Source organism: Dyella silvae (assembly GCF_026421305.1).
GTDB lineage: Bacteria > Pseudomonadota > Gammaproteobacteria > Xanthomonadales > Rhodanobacteraceae > Dyella > Dyella silvae.
Map to the genome: position 1 here is coordinate 535,153 of NZ_JAPJBQ010000003.1, position 18,385 is coordinate 553,537.

The window sequence follows — 18,385 nt, forward strand, 5'->3', positions numbered from 1 at the left end:
CATGTCCCGCGTTACTCACTATTTCAAAAGCCTGCTGCTTATCGAGCTGTGCAAAGGTTTGGCTCTGACCATGCGTTACATGTTCAGGCCCAAGTACACGATGCGCTACCCGATGGAGCACATCCCCAAGTCGAACCGCTTCCGCGGACTGCATGCCCTGCGCCGCTACGCCAACGGCGAAGAGCGCTGCATCGCGTGCAAGCTGTGCGAGGCGGTGTGCCCGGCGCTGGCGATCACCATCGATTCGGCTCCGCGTGAAAGCGACGGTCAGCGTCGTACCACGCGTTACGACATCGACCTGTTCAAGTGCATCTTCTGCGGGTTCTGCGAAGAGAGCTGCCCGGTCGACTCGATCGTCGAAACCCACATTCATGAGTACCACTTCGAGCAACGTGGCGAGAACGTGGTGACCAAGCCGCAGCTGCTCGCCATTGGTGACCGCTTCGAGGCGGACATCGCGGCTGCCCGCGCTCAAGACGCTGCGTATCGCTGAGGAAGGAACATCATGATTGATCCGTCCATGTTCCAACTCGTCTGCTTCTACGCTTTCGCGGCGGTTACCGTCGTGGCGGCGCTGGGCGTCATCACGCTGCGCAATACGGTGCATGCCGTGCTGTCGCTGGTGCTGACCTTCTTCAGCACCGCCTGCATCTGGCTGCTGGCCGAAGCGGAGTTTCTCGCCATCGCACTCATCGTGGTCTACGTGGGCGCGGTGATGGTGCTGTTCCTGTTCGTGGTGATGATGTTGGACATCAACGAGGAGCGCCTGCGCGAAGGCTTTATCAAGTTCCTGCCGGTGGGCATCATTGTCGCTCTGGTCATGCTCGGCGAAATGGTCGCGCTGATCGGCGTGCGTGCGATGCACGAGCAGGTGATGGGCGCCAACCCGGCCACGGTCGCCGGTGTGTCCAACACCGAATGGCTGGGCCACGCGCTTTACACGCAGTTCCTGCTGCCATTCGAGATTGCCGCGCTGATCCTCACCGTCGGTGTGGTGGCAGCCGTGGCGCTGACCATCCGTCATCGCGCCGGTACCCGTCATCAGCAGGCCTCGCAGCAGGTGCTCGTCAATCCGCGTGACCGCGTGCGCGTGGTGAAGATGGCCGCGACTGTTCCCGCCGCACCCCAGCCGGCACCGGGCAAGGAGACCACCCCATGATCACGCTCGCCCATTTCATCGTGCTCGGTGCGGTGCTGTTCTGCATTGCCCTGGCTAGTCTCTTCATCAACCGCAAGAACGTGATCGTGCTGTTGATGTCGATCGAGCTGATGCTCCTGGCGGTGAACATCAACTTCGTCGCGTTCTCCCGTTTTCTGGGTGATGTGGCGGGGCAGGTGTTCGTGTTCTTCATCCTCACCGTGGCCGCGGCGGAAACCGCCATTGGCCTGGCGATCCTGGTCCTGCTGTTCCGTAACCGCAGCACCATCAACGTCGCCGAAATCGACAGCATGAAGGGCTGACCCGATGGCATTGTCTACCTCCATTCTGCTGACCATCGCCCTGGCGCCGCTCGTCGGATGCTTGCTGGCTGGCTTCCTTGGTCGCTTCATTGGCCGCGCAGGCTCGCATACGGCGACCATTCTTGGCGTGGCGATTGCCTGCGGCCTGTCGTTCTACGTGCTGTACCAGCTCACCGCGGGCGGTGCACCGGTCTATAACCAGAACATCTACACCTGGTTCGATATCGGCAATTACAGCGCCCACGTCGGTTTCCTGATCGATCGTCTCACCGCCATGATGATGGTGGTGGTGACCTTCGTGTCGCTGCTGGTGCACATCTATACCATCGGCTACATGGCCGACGATGACGGCTACCAGCGCTTCTTCAGCTACATCTCGCTGTTTACCTTCTCGATGTTGATGCTCGTGATGAGCAACAACTTCATGCAGCTGTTCTTTGGCTGGGAAGCGGTGGGCCTGGTGTCGTACCTGCTGATCGGCTTCTGGTACAAGCGCCCGACGGCGATCTTCGCCAACCTCAAGGCGTTCCTGGTCAACCGTGTGGGCGACTTCGGTTTTCTGCTCGGTATCGCTGGCGTGCTGTACTTCCTGGGTACGCTCGACTACGCCACGGCGTTCTCGGCTGCGCCGACGCTGGTGGGCAAGACCCTGCAGATCACCCAGAACACCCACTGGGATGCCGCTACGGTGATCTGCATCCTGCTGTTCATCGGTGCGATGGGTAAGTCCGCCCAGGTGCCGCTGCACGTGTGGCTGCCGGACTCGATGGAAGGCCCGACCCCCATCTCCGCGCTGATCCACGCGGCAACGATGGTGACCGCCGGCATCTTCATGGTGGCCCGCATGTCGCCGATCTTCGAACTGTCGGAGACCGCGCTCAGCTTCGTGATGATCATTGGCGCCACCGGCGCCCTGTTCACCGGCCTGATCGGCATCGTGCAGAACGACATCAAGCGCGTCGTCGCGTACTCCACGCTGTCGCAGCTGGGTTACATGACGGTGGCGCTGGGCGTATCCGCTTATGCGGGCGCCGTGTTCCACCTGATGACCCATGCGTTCTTCAAGGCGCTGCTGTTCCTGGGTGCCGGCTCGGTCATCATCGCCATGCACCATGAGCAGGACATGCGCTACATGGGCGGCCTGCGCAAGTACATGCCGATCACCTGGATCACCATGTGGGTCGGCTCGCTGGCGCTGTGCGGCGTGCCGTTCTTCGCTGGCTTCTACTCGAAAGACGCCATCATCGAGGCGGTGGGCGAGTCCCACCGCTGGGGCGCGAACTACGCTTACTTCTGCGTGATGGCCGGTGCTTTCGTGACGGCGCTCTACACCTTCCGCCAGATGTACCTGACTTTCCACGGCAAGGAACGTTTTGTCGTGGTGCACGATCACGGTCATGGTCACGGCCATGATGCGCATGCTGATCACGATGAGCACCATCACGTCTCCCACAAGGATGATCATGGCCATCACGAGGCCGGCATCATGCATGAGACGCCGAAGGAGTCGCCGTGGGTGGTGACGTTGCCGCTGATCCTGCTGGCTATCCCGTCGATCATCGTTGGTGCCATGGCGGTCCAGCCGATGCTCTTCGGCGAGTGGTTCGGTTCGGCCATCCACGTCAACGAAGCGAACAATGTGCTCGGCGAAGTGGGCAAGGAGTTCCATAGTTGGGCCGCGATGGCGCTGCATGGCTTCACCCAGCTGCCGTTCTGGCTGGTGGCAGCGGCCTTCGCCATTCAGACCTACATTTACCTGTTCAACCCGGCCGTCGCCGAACGCATCAAGAATGCGCTGAAGCCGGTCTACAACATGCTCAACCACAAGTACTGGTTTGACGCGGTGTACTACATCGTCTTCGCGCGTGGCGGTATCGCGCTGGGGCGTGCCCTGTGGAAGGGCGGTGACGCTGCGGTAATCGACGGTGTGTTGGTCAATGGTTCGGCGAGTCTGGTGGACCGTATCGCGGGTGGCATGCGCCGCCTGCAGTCCGGCTACCTCTACCACTACGCCTTCGCGATGATTCTCGGCCTGATCCTGCTGCTTGGCGGGTATTGGCTGGTCGGGCAATAAGGGAACCTGCTCCATGTTCAATCATTTGCTCAGCCTGCTGATCTGGCTCCCCGTCGTGGGCGCCATCCCGGTGCTGCTTGCTGGCTCCGGCCGTCCCAATGCCGCGCGGTGGATCGCGCTGCTGGTGGCTATCGTCACCTTTGTGCTCAGCCTCTATCTGCTGCCGCAGTACAACGCGGGCAATGCCGCCAAGCAGCTGGTGGAAGATCACATCTGGATCGCCGGCCTCAACGTGCATTACGCGCTGGCCGTCGACGGTATTTCGATCGCCCTGATCCTGCTGACAACGTTTGTCGGCATTCTGGTCATCGTGGGCGCATGGGAGGTCATCCAGACCAATCCTCACCAGTACATGGCTGCCATGCTGGTGCTCGAAGGCCTGATGATCGGCGTGTTCTGCGCCACGGACGCGTTGCTGTTCTACGTGTTCTTCGAGGCCATGCTGATCCCGATGTTCATTCTCATCGGTGTCTGGGGTGGTCCGCGCCGCGTGTACGCCACGCTGAAGTTCTTCATCTACACGTTCTTCGGCTCCATCTTCATGCTGGTGGGTCTGATCTACCTGTACCTGAAGGCCGGTTCGTTTGATCTGGCTACGCTGGCGGCCTTGCCGCTGACGTTGAAGGAGCAGAGCTGGCTGTTCTTTGCCTTCCTCATCGCGTTCGCAGTGAAGGTTCCGATGGTGCCGGTGCATACCTGGTTGCCGGATGCCCACGTGGAAGCGCCTACGGGCGGTTCGGTGGTGCTGGCCGCAGTGATGCTGAAGATCGGTGGCTATGGTTTCCTGCGTTTCTCGCTTCCCATCACGCCGGATGCTGCTGAGGCATACGCCTGGGTGGTAATCGGCCTGAGCCTGATCGCGGTGGTCTATATCGGCTACATCGCGCTGGTGCAGGAGGACATGAAGAAGCTGGTGGCGTACTCGTCAGTAGCGCACATGGGTTTCGTGACCCTGGGTATCTTCATCGCCTTCATGCTGGTGCGTGGCGCCAACAACCTGGATGCCGCCAAGCTGGGCATGCAGGGTGCGATGGTGCAGATGATTTCGCACGGTTTCGTGTCGGGCGCGATGTTCTCGTGCATCGGCGTGCTGTACGACCGTCTGCACACCCGTCAGATCAAGGACTACGGCGGCGTCATCAACGTCATGCCCTGGTTCGGCTTCTTCTACGTGCTGTTCGCCATGGCCAACAGCGGTCTGCCGGGCACCAGCGGGTTCGTGGGCGAGTTCCAGGTGGTGTTGGCCAGCTTCCAGGCCAATCCGTGGATCGCGTTCTTCGCCGCGTTCACCCTGATCATCGGTGCGGCTTACACGCTGTACATGGTCAAGCGCGTGCTGTGGGGCGACATCACCAATCCGCACGTGGCTGAGATGAAGGACATCAATGGCCGCGAATGGTTTGTGCTGGGTGCCTTCGCTGCCGCCGTGCTGGCCCTGGGTATCTGGCCGCAGCCGCTGATCCATCTGATGGATGCGTCGGTAACGCAGCTGGTCACGCAGCTTGGCAACCACAAGATCTAAGCAGGACCGCTCATGCCGAATTTAAATGACATTCTGATCCTGTTGCCGGAGCTGTATCTGGTGGCGGCGGCGTGCTTGCTGCTGCTGCTGGATGCCTTCATGAAGCCCGAGCAGCGCTCAATGCTGCACTGGCTGTCCATCGCCGTGCTGCTGGTGGGCGTCTATCTGGTGATTGCCGGTCAACCAAGCCAGACAGTGACCGCGTTCAACGGCATGTTCGTGCGCGACGGCGTAGCGGAAGTCCTCAAGGTCTTCGCTCTGCTTAGCACCGTGCTAGTGTTCTTCTACGCCAAGCCCTACCTGCAGGATCGCAAACTGTTTGTGGGCGAGTTCTATACGCTCACGATCTTTGCGGTCATCGGCATCATGTTGCTGGTCTCGGCCGGCAGCCTGCTCACCGTGTACCTGGGTCTGGAGCAGCTGACGCTGTCGTCTTACGCGCTGGTAGCGCTGAATCGCGACTCGCGCCTGTCCTCCGAAGCGGCCATCAAGTACTTCGTGCTGGGTGCGCTGGCGTCGGGCATGCTGCTGTACGGCATGTCGATGGTCTACGGTGCCACCGGTACGCTGGACCTGGCTCACCTGCACATGGCGGCAGGGCAGACGACCATGCCGCACCTGCTGGTGTTTGGCCTGATCTTCATGATCGTGGGCATCGGCTTCAAGCTCGGCGCTGCGCCGTTCCACATGTGGATCCCGGACGTTTACCAGGGCTCGCCCACGGCCGTCACCATCTTCATCGGCTCGGCACCCAAGCTGGCGGCCTTCGGCATGGCGTACCGCCTGCTGGGGACGGGGCTGGCAGATCTGTCGCACCACTGGCAGTTGATGCTGGCTTGCCTCGCGGTACTTTCGCTGGCCATCGGTAACCTGCTGGCCATCGTGCAGAGCAACCTCAAGCGTCTGCTGGCTTACTCGACCATCTCGCACATGGGCTACCTGTTGCTGGGTCTGGTCAACGCCGGCCCGGAGGGTTATGCCTCGGCGCTGTTCTACGCCATCAGCTATGCGCTGATGAGCGCCGCCGCGTTCGGTGTGATCCTGGCCCTGGCACGCGCCGGTTTCGAATGCGAAGAGATCGACGACCTGAAGGGGCTCAACCAGCGCTCGCCGTGGGCTGCGTTCCTGATGATGCTGGTGATGTTCTCGATGGCCGGCGTGCCGCCGATGTTCGGCTTCTTCGCCAAGCTGCTGGTGTTCCAGGCAGCGATCCATGCCGGTTTCCTGTGGCTGGCCATCGTGGGCGCCGTGGCTGCCATCATCGGCATCTACTACTACCTGCGCGTGGTCAAGGTGATGTATTTCGACAAGCCCGTGGAAGGCACCGAAATCCGTCTCCAGAGCGATGTGTCGCTGCGCGTGGTGCTGTCGCTTAACGTGCTGGCGCTGTTGGTGCTGGGTATCGGCTGGGGCCCGCTGTTTGGTTGGTGCCAGCGGGTTTTTGTGGGTTGATGCGTGTCATGGCGGAGCCGCTCCGTCATGCGCACATTGAAAGATTTGTGAAAAAAATTAGCGAAAAAGCTTGCAAGAATCCGGCCATCTCGCTAATATTTCTGGACTCTGATGCGGGGTGGAGCAGTCTGGCAGCTCGTCGGGCTCATAACCCGAAGGTCGTAGGTTCGAATCCTACCCCCGCTACCAGATCTTTCTTAGAACAAGAAAGCCTCCTCGTGAGGCTTTTTTGTTGGGCGCATGGAAGCGTCGCACATATGTCACAGGCTGCTTCGATGCTGTTTGTGCGGTGCCCCGAAAGAGTCTGGATGAGTCGGGACATCGGCGAGGACGCTCTTTTCAAGAGCATGGAATGGGCCGCTTGAGCCCATTTTTTGTTTCTGGCGACGAGTAACGATAGGCGAATCATGGACACGCAGGCACTGGCACAACGCTTCACCGAAGTTCTGTCCGATCTGGGGCTGGAATGCATCGGCGTGGAGTTCACCCCGTCGCAGGGGCAGAGTACGCTGCGAGTTTATCTTGACACCGAGGGTCGCGAAGTCGGCCTGGACGATTGCGAGACCGCCAGCCGCGAGCTGTCGGCGTTGCTGGACGTGGAGGACCCGATTCCGGGCCACTACGTGCTGGAAGTTTCCTCTCCCGGCATCGATCGTCCTTTGTTCACGGCCGCGCAGTTCGCCAAGGTGGCGGGTACGGAAGTAAAGGTATTGCTGAAGGCGCCCCTGGAAGGACGTCGCCGCTTGCGCGGCAAGGTGGTCTCGGTGGATGGCGAGCGGATATCGCTGGAAGGCGAGGGCAAGACTTTCGAGTTCAACCACGACGCAGTGGAAAGCGCGCGTGTAGTGCCTGACTGGGTGGCGCTCGGTTACGTGCCGCAGCCCAAGCCGGGTAAGAAGCCGGGCCAGAAGGCCACGAAGTAATCAATCGAAACCGATCGGACGCAGGCTGCGTCTACGGAGTTGCTGCAATGAGCAAAGAGCTTTTGCTGGTGGTTGACGCGGTTGCCAACGAAAAGGGCGTGCCGCGCGAAGTGATTTTCCAGGCAATGGAAGCGGCGCTCGCGTCCGCTGCCAAGAAGCGCTATCCGGATGAAGATCCGGATATCCGCGTGGTCATCGATCGCCACACCGGCGATTACGAGACCTTCCGCCGTTGGGAAATCATCGCAGACGACGGTGAGATGGAATCACCGTTCCACCAGGTGCGCCTGATGGATGCCGTCGACGAGCGCGAAGGCGCTGAGGTCGGCGAGTACATCGAGACGCAGATCGAGAACGCCGAATTCGGTCGCATCGCCGCGCAGGCCGCCAAGCAGGTGATCGTGCAGCGCGTGCGCGAAGCCGAGCGCATGCAGGTGGTGGACGCCTTCCGCGATCGCGTGGGCGAGCTGGTCACCGGCATCGTCAAGCGCGTTGAGCGCGGTAACGTGTACCTCGACCTGGGCAGCAACGCCGAAGCCTTCATTCCGCGCGACCGGACCATTCCGCGCGAGTCGGCCCGCGTTGGCGACCGCGTTCGCGGCTACCTCTACGAGGTGCGCTCGGAAGCTCGCGGCCCGCAGCTGTTCGTGTCGCGTGCCGCACCGGAATTCATGATCGAGCTGTTCAAGCTCGAAGTGCCGGAAGTCGGCCAGGGCCTGGTCGAGATCAAGGGCTGCGCCCGCGACCCGGGTGACCGCGCCAAGATCGCCGTCGTCGCGCACGATTCGCGCACCGATCCCATCGGTGCCTGCATCGGTATGCGCGGTTCGCGTGTGCAGGCCGTGTCCAACGAGCTCAACGGTGAGCGCGTGGACATCATCCTGTGGCACGAAAACCAGGCGCAGTACGTCATCAACGCGATGGCGCCGGCGGAAGTCCAGTCCATCATCATGGACGAAGAAAAGCATTCCATGGATATCGCCGTGGCTGAGGACAAGCTGTCTCAGGCCATCGGTCGCGGTGGCCAGAACGTGCGCCTCGCCAGCAAGCTCACCGGCTGGCAGCTCAACGTGATGACGCAGGATCAGGTTGCCGCCAAGAGCGAAGCCGAACAGGAGGCCTCGCGCCAGCTGTTCATGGACAAGCTGGAAGTGGACCAGGAGATCGCCAGCATCCTCGTGCAGGAAGGCTTCTCCAGCGTCGAGGAAATCGCCTACGTCCCGAGCGCCGAGTTGCTCGCAGTCGAAGGCTTCGACGAAGACATTGTGGAAGAGCTCCGCGCCCGCGCCCGCGACGCGCTGCTTACGGAAGCGCTGGCAGTGGAAGAGGGCATCGACGAGCACCAGCCGTCGGAAGAGCTCCTGCAACTGCCGGGCATGGACGACGCAACGGCCTACGCACTGGCTTCGCGTGAAATCGTGACGGTGGACGACCTGGCCGATCTGGCGGTCGACGACCTGATCGATATCGAAGGTATGGACGAAGATCGTGCCGCAGCGCTGATCATGGCCGCACGTGCGCCGATGATCGCGCGTCTGGAGAAGGGTGGCTAAGCGCGGGCGGCAGCGCCCTGGATGGGCGCGCCGAGGGAGGCCTGAAGGGCCTTCCACCAGGGATGGTGGTGGCCGTGCAGGCGAAGCCGTACGGACGATAAGCGCGGGAATGGCGGAGAAAGAACACGATGTCCGGTGAAACGATTAAACAACTTGCCCAGAGCATGAAGGTGCCCGTCGACAAGCTGCTCACGCAGCTTGGCCAGGCTGGCATGTCCTTTTCGGACCCTGAGCAGATCATCAGCAGCACTGAAAAGATGAAGCTGCTTGGCTTCCTGCGACGCAGCCATGGCAAAGAAGCCCCGGCTGAGGGCGAGAGTGAGTCACCGCGTCAGATCACGCTCAAGCGCAGCACTCGTGGCGAACTGAAGCTGTCCACGCCGGGTGGCCGTGGTGCCACGGGTGGCGCCAAGACGGTCAACGTCGAAGTGCGCGCCAAGCGGACCTACGTCAAGCGCAGCGTCATTGCCGAAGAAGCGGGCACTGACGGCGTGCGCGAAGATGCCGTGCGCAAGTTGCAGGAATCTCAGGCGCAGCGCGATCACGAAGAGACCGAGCGTCTCGAAGCCGATCGCCGCCGCCAGGAAGAGGCCCAGCAGCGCGCCGAGGATGCTCAGCGTCAGCGTGAGGCCGAGGAAGAACAGCGTCGCCAGCAGGCTGAGGCTGAAGCTGAGGCAGCCGCGCGCGCGAAAGAGCAGCAGGAGCGTCAGGCTGCTGTTGAAGAAGTTGCTGAAGTGGCTGCTCCGGAAGTCGCGGCCGTCGTGGCAGCGCCGGCTTCGGCCGAATCGGCCGGAAAGACCGCGCCGGCTGAGGCCACCGTGCAGAAGATCGTCGACCATAGCTCGTTCGGCATGATCTTGCCGCGCATCCATGAACCGCGTCGCCGTGAGAAGAAGGTGGTTGTGGCACCGGCACCGGCGCCCGCACCGGCACCAGCTCCGGCGCCGGCCGCCGCCGCCGCGGCTCCTGGCGCCGCCGCCAACAAGACCCGTTACGCCCGCGAGCGCGACGAAGGCCCTGGTGGCAAGCGTTTTGCCGCCGGCGAGATGCATCTCAGCGACGCCGATCGTGCGCGCCGCTCCAACAATAAGCGCGGCGGCAAGGCCGGGCGTGGCTCCGGCCGCGATGTGCCGCGCTCCGGTGCAGCCTCCTCGGGCGGTCCGCACGGCTTCACGCGTCCGACCGCAGCCGTCGTGCGCGAAGTGGTCGTGGGCGACAACAACGTGGTCGCCGACCTTGCCAACAAGATGGCGGTCAAGGGTTCGGAAGTGGTCAAGGCGCTCTTCAAGATGGGCGTGATGGCCACCATCAACCAGACCATCGATCACGACACGGCCGTGTTGGTGATCGAGGAGCTCGGTCACAAGGCCGTGGCGGTGAGCGAGAACAACGCTGAAGCCGCGCTGGCCGCCCACACGCAGAATGCCGAACTCGAGGGCGAGAAGAAGCCGCGTCCGCCGGTGGTCACCATCATGGGCCACGTCGACCACGGCAAGACCTCGACACTCGACTACATCCGCCGTACCAAGGTTGCCTCCGGTGAAGCGGGCGGCATTACGCAGCACATTGGTGCGTACCATGTGGAAACGCCCAAGGGCGTCATCACGTTCCTCGACACCCCGGGCCATGCGGCGTTTACGTCGATGCGTGCCCGTGGCGCCCAGTCCACCGACATCGTGGTGCTGGTGGTCGCGGCCGACGATGGTGTGATGCCTCAGACGGCCGAAGCCGTGAAGCATGCGCGCGCCGCCAAGGTGCCGCTGATCGTGGCACTCAACAAGATGGACAAGGCCGACGCCAACCCGGACCACGTCAAGCAGGGCCTCGGCAACCTGGAAGTGATTCCGGAAGAGTGGGGTGGTGACACGCCGTTCGTGCCGATCTCCGCCAAGACCGGTATGGGCATCGACGACCTGCTCGACGCTATCCTGGTCCAGGCCGAAGTGATGGAGCTGACGGCGGTCGAAGACGGTCCGGCGTCCGGCGTGGTGATCGAGTCGAGCCTGGATCGCGGTCGCGGTCCGGTGGCGACGGTGCTGGTGCAGCAGGGCACGCTCAAGCGCGGCGACTTCGTCGTATGCGGTATCGAGTATGGCCGCATGCGTGCGCTGATCGACGAGAACGGCAAGACCGTGCAGGAAGCGGGTCCGTCGATTCCGGTGCAGGTGCTGGGTCTGTCCGGCGTGCCCGAATCCGGTGACGACTTCGTGGTGGTGGCGGACGAACGCCTCGCCCGTGAAGTGGCCGCCGAGCGTCAGCTCAAGCGCCGCGAAACCCGCATGGTCAGCAAGGCCAACCGCCTTGAGGACATCATGGCCCAGATGGCACAGGGTGCCGAGCAGCAGACGCTCAACATCCTGGTCAAGGCCGACGTGCAGGGTTCGGTGCAGGCGCTGCGCGAGTCCCTCAGCGCGATCGGCAACGAGAACGTGAAGGTCAACGTGATCGCGGCCGGTGTCGGTGGTATCACCGAATCCGACGCCACGCTGGCCGCGGCCTCCAAGGCGCTGGTCATCGGCTTCAACGTCCGTGCCGATGCCTCGGCACGCAAGGTGATCGATACCTCGGGCCTCGACGTTCGTTACTTCTCGATCATCTATGACGTGATCGACCAGGTGAAGCAGGCCGCTTCGGGTCTGCTGGGCAAGGAAGTGCGCGAAGAGATCATCGGCGTCGCTCAGGTGCGCGAGGTCTTCCGTAGCTCCAAGTTCGGCGCAGTGGCCGGTTGTATGGTCATCGAAGGCACGGTCAAGCGCAGCAAGCCGATCCGCGTGTTGCGCGACAACACGGTGGTCTTCCAGGGCGAACTGGAATCGCTGCGTCGCTTCAAGGACCTCGTCGACGAAGTGCGTAACGGCATGGAATGCGGTATCGCCGTGAAGCAGTACAACGACGTCAAGGTCGGCGACCAGATCGAGTGCTTTGAGCGTATCGAGGTGGCCCGCACGCTGTAATGGTGACCGGCCTGCGAACCGGGCCGTCACCCCAGCGGTGGTTTTATCGGCGGGCGGTGTGGACTTCCACATCGCTCGCTTCGTTTTTCGGGGCTGGCCGTGTCGGCGGGCCCCACCTTGAACAGTGCGGCCATGGATGGTCGCTTTTTGCCCGTCGCGTTCACGGATGAACGCAAAGACTGAGGAGTGCGTCATGCCTTCACGCGATTTCAAGCGTACCGACCGCGTCGGCGCCGAGCTGCGCCGCGAACTGGCCCTGTTGGTCCATGCTGCCGTGCGCGATCACGGCCTGCCGTCGGTCAGCGTGTCGGACGTCGAGGTCACCCGTGACCTGGACTGGGCCACGGTTTGGGTCACCGCGCTTCAGCCAGAGCGTTCCGTCGAGGCCATGAAGGCGCTCAAGGAGCTGGCCATCGAATTCCGTCGCGAGCTGTCGCGCACCATGCGGCTGCGCCGGGTGCCGGAGCTGCGCTTCAAGTACGACGACTCGGTCGACAAAGGCGAGCGCATCGAACACCTGCTGAAGCAGGACGCGGCGCGCACGCCGGCGCCGGGCGAAGAAGGCGAAAGCACGGAAGACTAAGGGTGAAGATGTCCGCATGAAGCGCCGCATCCGTTTTCGCGACCTGCACGGCATCGTGTTGCTGGACAAGCCGCTGGGGTTGAGCTCCAACGCGGCCCTGCAGGTGGTTCGCAAAGGCATTTTCCGGGCAGAGAAGGGCGGCCACACCGGCGCGCTCGATCCGCTGGCCACGGGCCTGTTGCCGCTCTGCTTCGGCGAAGCCACCAAGCTTGCCGGCATGCTGCTGGGCTCCCGCAAGGCCTATCTGGCCGAGTGCAAGCTGGGCGCGACCACCAATACCGCCGACCTCGAGGGAGAAATCGTGCTGGAGCGGCCGGTGCCCGTGCTCTCCGATGCCGCCATCGAGGCTGCGCTGGCCAAGCTGCGTGGACGCATCACTCAGGTGCCGCCGGCTTTTTCAGCGATCAAGCGCGATGGCGAGCCGCTTTACGTCAAGGCTCGGCGCGGCGAAGCGGTGGACGTGCCTGCGCGCGAGGTGGAGGTTTACCGGCTGGACGTGGTTTCCCGTTCGGACGACAGCCTCACCCTGTATGTCGAATGCGGCTCTGGCACCTACATCCGGAGCTTGGCCGTGGACCTGGGTGAGGACCTGGGCTGCGGCGCCCACCTGACAGCCCTGCGGCGCCTCTGGGTGGAGCCGTTCAAGGAGCCGGCCATGGTCACGGTCGAGCAGCTTCAGGCCGCAGCAGAGCAGGGCGATGACGCCTTGCTGGCGCTACTGCTGCCGGTGTCGGCCGGCCTGGCGGGGTTGCCCGTGCTGAGGTTGGATGCGGCGCGCACCGCGGCCGTCTCACAGGGGCAGCAGATTCCGATCGACCCCTCGCTGAGCGGACAGCAGGCGGTGTTTGGCGATGACGGTCGTTTGTTGATCCTGGGCGAGGCGGTGGACGGAAAGCTGCATATCGTGCGGGGCTTCAATCTGCCGCCTGAAGGCCAGGATGGCAGCAAAACATGACGGTCTTGTTGTCATAGGGCTCCGCTCGCTACAATACGGAGCTTGTTCGAGAATTTTCATTCATCAAGGCGAAGCTTGCGCAACGTCATCCTGTGACGTTGCGCAAGCTTCGCACCCGTTTTTTTAGGAAGAGATCCCATGTCCCTTACCGCAGAACAGACCGGCAAGATCATCGCTGACTTCGGCCGCGTGCCGAACGACACCGGTTCGCCGGAAGTCCAGGTGGCCCTGCTGTCGGCTCGCATCGACCACCTCACCGGCCACTTCAAAGAGCATAAGCAGGATCACCACTCCCGCCGTGGTCTGCTGAAGCTGGTCAACCAGCGCAAGCGTCTGCTGACGTACCTGAAGGATCGTGACCTGGCTCGTTACCAGGGCCTCATCGAGCGCCTCGGCCTCCGTCGCTAAGGTTGATGTTTTGCGTTCATCCGTGAACGCAAAACTCAAAAAGCGGCCATTCATGGCCGCACTTTCAAATTCAGGATAAGACAGTGGCGAAAGTAACCAAGTCATTCCAGTTCGGTAGTCACGAAGTCACACTGGAGACGGGCGAAATCGCCCGCCAGGCTTCCGGTGCCGTCATGGTCAGCATGGGCGGCACCGTCGTGCTGGTCACCGTGGTGGCCAATGCCAAGGCGAAGGAAGGTCAGGACTTCTTCCCGCTCACGGTCGACTACGTGGAGAAGTTCTACTCCGCCGGTCGCATCCCGGGTGGCTTCTTCAAGCGCGAAGGCCGCCCGACCGAGAAGGAAACGCTGACCTCGCGTCTGATCGATCGCCCGGTGCGTCCGCTGTTCCCGGAAGAGTTCAAGAACGAAGTGCAGGTCATCGCACAGGTCGTGTCGCTGAACCCGGAAATCGACGGTGACATCCCTGCCATGCTGGGCGCCTCCGCCGCGCTGAGCCTCGCCGGCATCCCGTTCAAGGGTCCGATCGGCGCCGCCCGCGTCGGTTACGCCAACGGCCAGTACCTGCTGAACCCGACCGCTACCGAGCTGAAGAGCTCGCAGCTGGACCTGGTTGTCGCCGGTACCTCCAACGCCGTGCTGATGGTCGAATCCGAAGCGCAGATGCTGTCGGAAGACGTGATGCTGGGCGCCGTGGTGTTCGGTCACCAGCAGATGCAGGTGGCCATCCGTGCCATCGCCGAGCTGGCCACCGAAGCTGCCCGTCCGTCCATGGTCTGGGAAGCCCCGGCCCGTAACGAGTCGCTGATCGCCGCCCTGACGGGTGCCGTCGGCAACCAGCTGGAAACCGCCTTCCAGGTGCGTGACAAGCTGCAGCGCCGCGACGCCATCGCCGCCATCAAGGCCGACGTGCTGGCCTCGCTGGCCGCCGACGTCGAAGCCAAGGGCTGGGACAAGGCCGAGCTGTCGAAGGAATTCGCCGAGCTCGAATACCGCACCATGCGCGACGGCGTCCTGAAGACCAAGATCCGCATCGACGGCCGTAACCTGGACGACGTTCGTCCGATCACCGTCCGCGTCGGCGTACTGCCGCGCACCCACGGTTCGGCGCTGTTCACCCGCGGCGAAACCCAGGCGCTGGTCGTGACCACGCTGGGCACCACGCGCGATGCGCAGATCATCGATGCGCCGGAAGGCGAGTCGAAGGATGCCTTCCTGTTCCATTACAACTTCCCGCCGTTCTCGGTGGGCGAGGCTGGCCGTTTCGGTGCGCCGAAGCGTCGCGAAATCGGCCATGGCCGTCTCGCCAAGCGCGGCGTGCAGGCCGTCAAGCCGTCCATCGAGGAGTTCCCGTACGTGGTTCGCGTGGTCTCGGAAATCACCGAGTCCAACGGTTCCTCGTCGATGGCTTCGGTGTGCGGTTCCTCGCTCGCCATGATGGACGCCGGCATCCCGCTGAAGGCACCGGTGGCTGGTATCGCCATGGGCCTGGTGAAGGAAGGCAACGACTTCGTCGTGCTGTCCGACATCCTGGGTGACGAAGATCACCTCGGCGACATGGACTTCAAGGTGGCCGGTAGCGCCGATGGCATCTCCGCGCTGCAGATGGACATCAAGATCGACGGCATCACCGAAGAGATCATGAAGGTGGCGCTGGCCCAGGCCAAGCGTGGTCGTCTGCACATCCTCGGCGAAATGGCGAAGGTCATCAGCACCCCGCGCACCGAGATGAGCGAGTTCGCCCCGCGTCTGCTGACCATCAAGATCCATCCGGACAAGATCCGCGAAGTGATCGGCAAGGGTGGCGCCACCATCCGTTCGATCACCGAAGAGACCGGCACCACCATCGACATCAGCGACGACGGCACGGTCGTGATCGCCTCGGTCAACCGCGAAGCGGCCAACGCTGCCAAGGCGCGCATCGAGCAGATCGTTTCCGACGTCGAGCCGGGCCGCATCTACGAGGGCAAGGTCGCCAAGCTGATGGATTTCGGCGCGTTCGTGACCATCATGCCGGGCAAGGACGGCCTGGTGCACGTCTCGCAGATTTCCAGCGAGCGCGTGGAGAAGGTCTCCGACAAGCTTAAGGAAGGCGATATCGTCAAGGTCAAGGTGCTCGAAGTGGACAAGCAGGGCCGTATCCGCCTGTCCATGAAGGCTGTGGCCGAAGACGAAGGCGCCAACGCCTAAGCCTCACGGTAGCAAGAAGTCGCGAAAGCCCGGCCCTGTGCCGGGCTTTTGCTTTTCTGCACTGCATCATGTGGTGGCGCTGCGCTTTACCTACGCCCTAATGGGCTTTTTGCGTTCGTTGCAACCTGCTTTTGCTAGGATGCCGTGAGCATCGTGAGGACGTAGGCATGGCCGACCAGGCAAGTGATTTGTTGAGGGATTACCAGGCGCTGGCACAGCATTCCTGGGATGCCTGGACTCGTTATCTGCAGCAGCAATCAGCGCCCTCCTATGCGGCCCACGCTGCGTCGACTCCGCACTACGGGGCGGGAGACGATGTGCTCGCACGCAGCATGGCGGCGCTGAAGGGCTACGGCGAATGGTTGCATGGCGCGATAGGCAGCGGGCTTGGTCAGGCGCCGGCCGACTGGCAGCAATCGTTGCAGAGCCTGTTTAGCAACATGGGCGGCCAACCCTTTGCCCATGCTTTCGGCAGCCTCGACAGCGATGCGGCCCGTAGTTTCACGCAGATGTGGCAGTCGTGGATGCAGGCGAACCCATCGATGGCCGGTGGTTTCAAGTTCGATGTAGAGCACATGGCGGCGTTTGGCTACACACGCGAGCGCCAGTTGCAGCAGCAAGCGCTGTTGGCGGCGATGCAGGACTATCTGGCGCAGTCGAACAAGTATCAGGCGTTGATTCAGCGCGCGAACAACGAAGGATTCGAGCGCTTGCAGGCCAAGCTTGCCGAGCTGGCCGATGCGAAGCGGCAGGTGGAATCGCTCAAGGGGCTCTACGATCTTTGGGTCGATGCGGCGGAGGAAGCCTACGCGCAGATCGCCCTGTCCGAGGAGTTTCGCCAGGCCTATGGCGAGATGGTCAACGCGCAGAGTCGCGTACGTCAGCTGCAGCAGGAACAGCTCGAGGCCATGTGTGCCGAATTGGGCATGCCCACCCGCAGCGAAGTCATGGCGCTCGGCAAGCGCATGCATGAGCTGCGTCGTGAAGTGCGCGCCAATGCAGCCACCGGTGGCACTGACGAAATAGCGGCTTTGCGCGCGGAAGTGGCAGCGCTGAAGCGTCAGCTAACCGGCAAGCCGGAACAGGCAAAAGCTGCCGCCAAGAAAGCGCCGGCGCGCAGTAGCAAACGCGAACAAGAGAAAGAGGCTGTCGTGCGCCGCGCTAAGCCGGCCGCGGCGGTCGTTGCCCGCAAGTCCGTCGTGCGCGGTGCCACGCGCACGCGCAAGTAAGGAGCACTCATGTATTCACCGCTACGCCTCGATCCGGCCGCGTTGATGGGCGAGATCGCCGCCTTCCAGCGCAAGCTTTCCGCCGGGATGGGCAACCTCAAGCATCAGCGTGAACCCGAATACGCCAACACGCCGCGCGAACTGGTGTATCGCGAGGACAAGCTCTCGCTCTGGCACATGAAGGGCCAGGGCAAGCCCACGGCGAAGACGCCGACGTTGATCGTCTATGCACTGGTCAACACGGTGTGGATGACCGACCTGCAGGACGATCGCTCGCTGGTGCGCAATCTGCTGGAGCAGGGCGAAGACATTTACCTGCTCGACTGGGGCTACCCCGATGGCACCGATCGCTGGCTGACGCTGGACGATTACATCAATGGTTATCTTGACCGTTGCGTGGATGCGGTGCGCAAACACGCCGGCGTCGACGCGATCAACACGCTCGGCATCTGCCAGGGCGGCACGTTCTCGCTGTGTTATGCGGCGACGCATCCGGAAAAGGTGAAAAACCTCATCACGATGGTGACGCCGGTGGATTTCCAGACGCCGGACAACATGCTGTCGAACTGGTCGCGCGCGATCGACGTGGATCAGTTCGTCGACACCATGGGCAATATTCCGGCTGAGTTGCTCAACTGGGTCTATCTCACGCTCAAGCCCGTGCGTCTGAATCAGCAGAAGTACGTGAGCCTGGTGGACATTCTCGATAACCCGAAAGAGCTTCAGAATTTTCTGCGCATGGAGCGCTGGATTTTCGATTCGCCGGATCAGGCGGGCGAAGCGTTCCGCGAGTTCATCAAGGAGTTCTATCAGCAGAACAAGCTGATCAAGGGCGACGTGGTGATCGGCGGCAAGCCGGTGGATCTGGGCATGATCACGCAGCCCGTGCTCAACATCTTTGCCGAGCAGGACCACCTCGTGCCGCCGGATGCCTCGCGTGCGCTGGGACGTCATGTCGGCACCACCGACTACACCCAGCTGGCGTTCAAGGGCGGCCATATCGGTATCTATGTGTCCGGACGCGCCCAGCGCGAGGTGCCTCCCGCTATCCATCAGTGGCTCAGTACGCGAAACTGAGCCCT

15 protein-coding genes and 1 tRNA gene are annotated in these 18,385 nt (G+C 62.5%); all 16 read left to right on the forward strand.

Features of this window, described 5'->3' with window-relative positions; all coding sequences use genetic code 11:
* Position 1 precedes the first annotated feature (1 nt).
* The 16 genes from nuoI to OQE56_RS11020 all read left to right on the forward strand — a co-directional run bounded on the left by nuoI (position 2) and on the right by OQE56_RS11020 (position 18,380).
* The gene (gene nuoI / locus OQE56_RS10945) at positions 2-493 is read left to right on the forward strand and encodes an NADH-quinone oxidoreductase subunit NuoI (protein ID WP_267224276.1); all 492 of its coding nucleotides are present in this window, start codon (positions 2-4) and stop codon (positions 491-493) included.
* A gap of 12 nt (positions 494-505) precedes the next feature.
* The gene (locus OQE56_RS10950) at positions 506-1,159 is read left to right on the forward strand and encodes an NADH-quinone oxidoreductase subunit J (RefSeq protein ID WP_267224277.1); all 654 of its coding nucleotides are present in this window, start codon (positions 506-508) and stop codon (positions 1,157-1,159) included.
* A complete protein-coding gene (gene nuoK, locus OQE56_RS10955) occupies positions 1,156-1,461 on the forward strand; it encodes an NADH-quinone oxidoreductase subunit NuoK (RefSeq protein WP_267224279.1) in 306 nt (101 codons plus the stop codon). Before OQE56_RS10950 ends, nuoK begins: the two co-directional genes overlap by 4 nt.
* Positions 1,462-1,465: 4 nt before the next feature.
* A complete protein-coding gene (gene nuoL / locus OQE56_RS10960) occupies positions 1,466-3,535 on the forward strand; it encodes an NADH-quinone oxidoreductase subunit L (RefSeq protein ID WP_267224281.1) in 2,070 nt (689 codons plus the stop codon).
* A 13-nt stretch (positions 3,536-3,548) separates the two neighbouring features.
* A complete protein-coding gene (locus OQE56_RS10965) occupies positions 3,549-5,057 on the forward strand; it encodes an NADH-quinone oxidoreductase subunit M (protein ID WP_267224283.1) in 1,509 nt (502 codons plus the stop codon).
* A 12-nt stretch (positions 5,058-5,069) separates the two neighbouring features.
* Positions 5,070-6,509, forward strand: a complete 1,440-nt coding sequence (nuoN, locus tag OQE56_RS10970) for an NADH-quinone oxidoreductase subunit NuoN (protein WP_267224285.1) — start codon at positions 5,070-5,072, stop codon at positions 6,507-6,509.
* 112 nt (positions 6,510-6,621) lie between these two features.
* Positions 6,622-6,698, forward strand: a tRNA-Met gene (locus OQE56_RS10975).
* A gap of 218 nt (positions 6,699-6,916) precedes the next feature.
* The gene (locus tag OQE56_RS10980; protein ID WP_267224286.1) at positions 6,917-7,432 is read left to right on the forward strand and encodes a ribosome maturation factor RimP; all 516 of its coding nucleotides are present in this window, start codon (positions 6,917-6,919) and stop codon (positions 7,430-7,432) included.
* 47 nt (positions 7,433-7,479) lie between these two features.
* The gene (gene nusA, locus OQE56_RS10985) at positions 7,480-8,985 is read left to right on the forward strand and encodes a transcription termination factor NusA (RefSeq protein WP_267224288.1); all 1,506 of its coding nucleotides are present in this window, start codon (positions 7,480-7,482) and stop codon (positions 8,983-8,985) included.
* A gap of 128 nt (positions 8,986-9,113) precedes the next feature.
* Positions 9,114-11,939, forward strand: a complete 2,826-nt coding sequence (gene infB, locus OQE56_RS10990; protein ID WP_267224290.1) for a translation initiation factor IF-2 — start codon at positions 9,114-9,116, stop codon at positions 11,937-11,939.
* Positions 11,940-12,132: 193 nt separating this feature from the next.
* Positions 12,133-12,522, forward strand: a complete 390-nt coding sequence (gene rbfA, locus OQE56_RS10995) for a 30S ribosome-binding factor RbfA (RefSeq protein ID WP_267224291.1) — start codon at positions 12,133-12,135, stop codon at positions 12,520-12,522.
* 16 nt (positions 12,523-12,538) lie between these two features.
* On the forward strand, positions 12,539-13,477 hold the full coding sequence (gene truB / locus OQE56_RS11000) for a tRNA pseudouridine(55) synthase TruB (RefSeq protein WP_267224293.1): 939 nt from the start codon (positions 12,539-12,541) through the stop codon (positions 13,475-13,477).
* Positions 13,478-13,615: 138 nt separating this feature from the next.
* Positions 13,616-13,885, forward strand: coding sequence for a 30S ribosomal protein S15 (rpsO, locus tag OQE56_RS11005; RefSeq protein WP_267224295.1), 270 nt, complete (start codon positions 13,616-13,618; stop codon positions 13,883-13,885).
* Between the two features lie 83 nt (positions 13,886-13,968).
* Positions 13,969-16,074, forward strand: coding sequence for a polyribonucleotide nucleotidyltransferase (pnp, locus tag OQE56_RS11010; RefSeq protein WP_267224296.1), 2,106 nt, complete (start codon positions 13,969-13,971; stop codon positions 16,072-16,074).
* A gap of 167 nt (positions 16,075-16,241) precedes the next feature.
* The gene (locus OQE56_RS11015; protein ID WP_267224297.1) at positions 16,242-17,303 is read left to right on the forward strand and encodes a poly(R)-hydroxyalkanoic acid synthase subunit PhaE; all 1,062 of its coding nucleotides are present in this window, start codon (positions 16,242-16,244) and stop codon (positions 17,301-17,303) included.
* A gap of 9 nt (positions 17,304-17,312) precedes the next feature.
* Positions 17,313-18,380 carry a class III poly(R)-hydroxyalkanoic acid synthase subunit PhaC gene (locus tag OQE56_RS11020; RefSeq protein WP_267224298.1) on the forward strand — a complete coding sequence of 356 codons (1,068 nt, stop codon included), beginning with the start codon at positions 17,313-17,315 and terminating at the stop codon, positions 18,378-18,380.
* Positions 18,381-18,385: the final 5 nt, after the last annotated feature.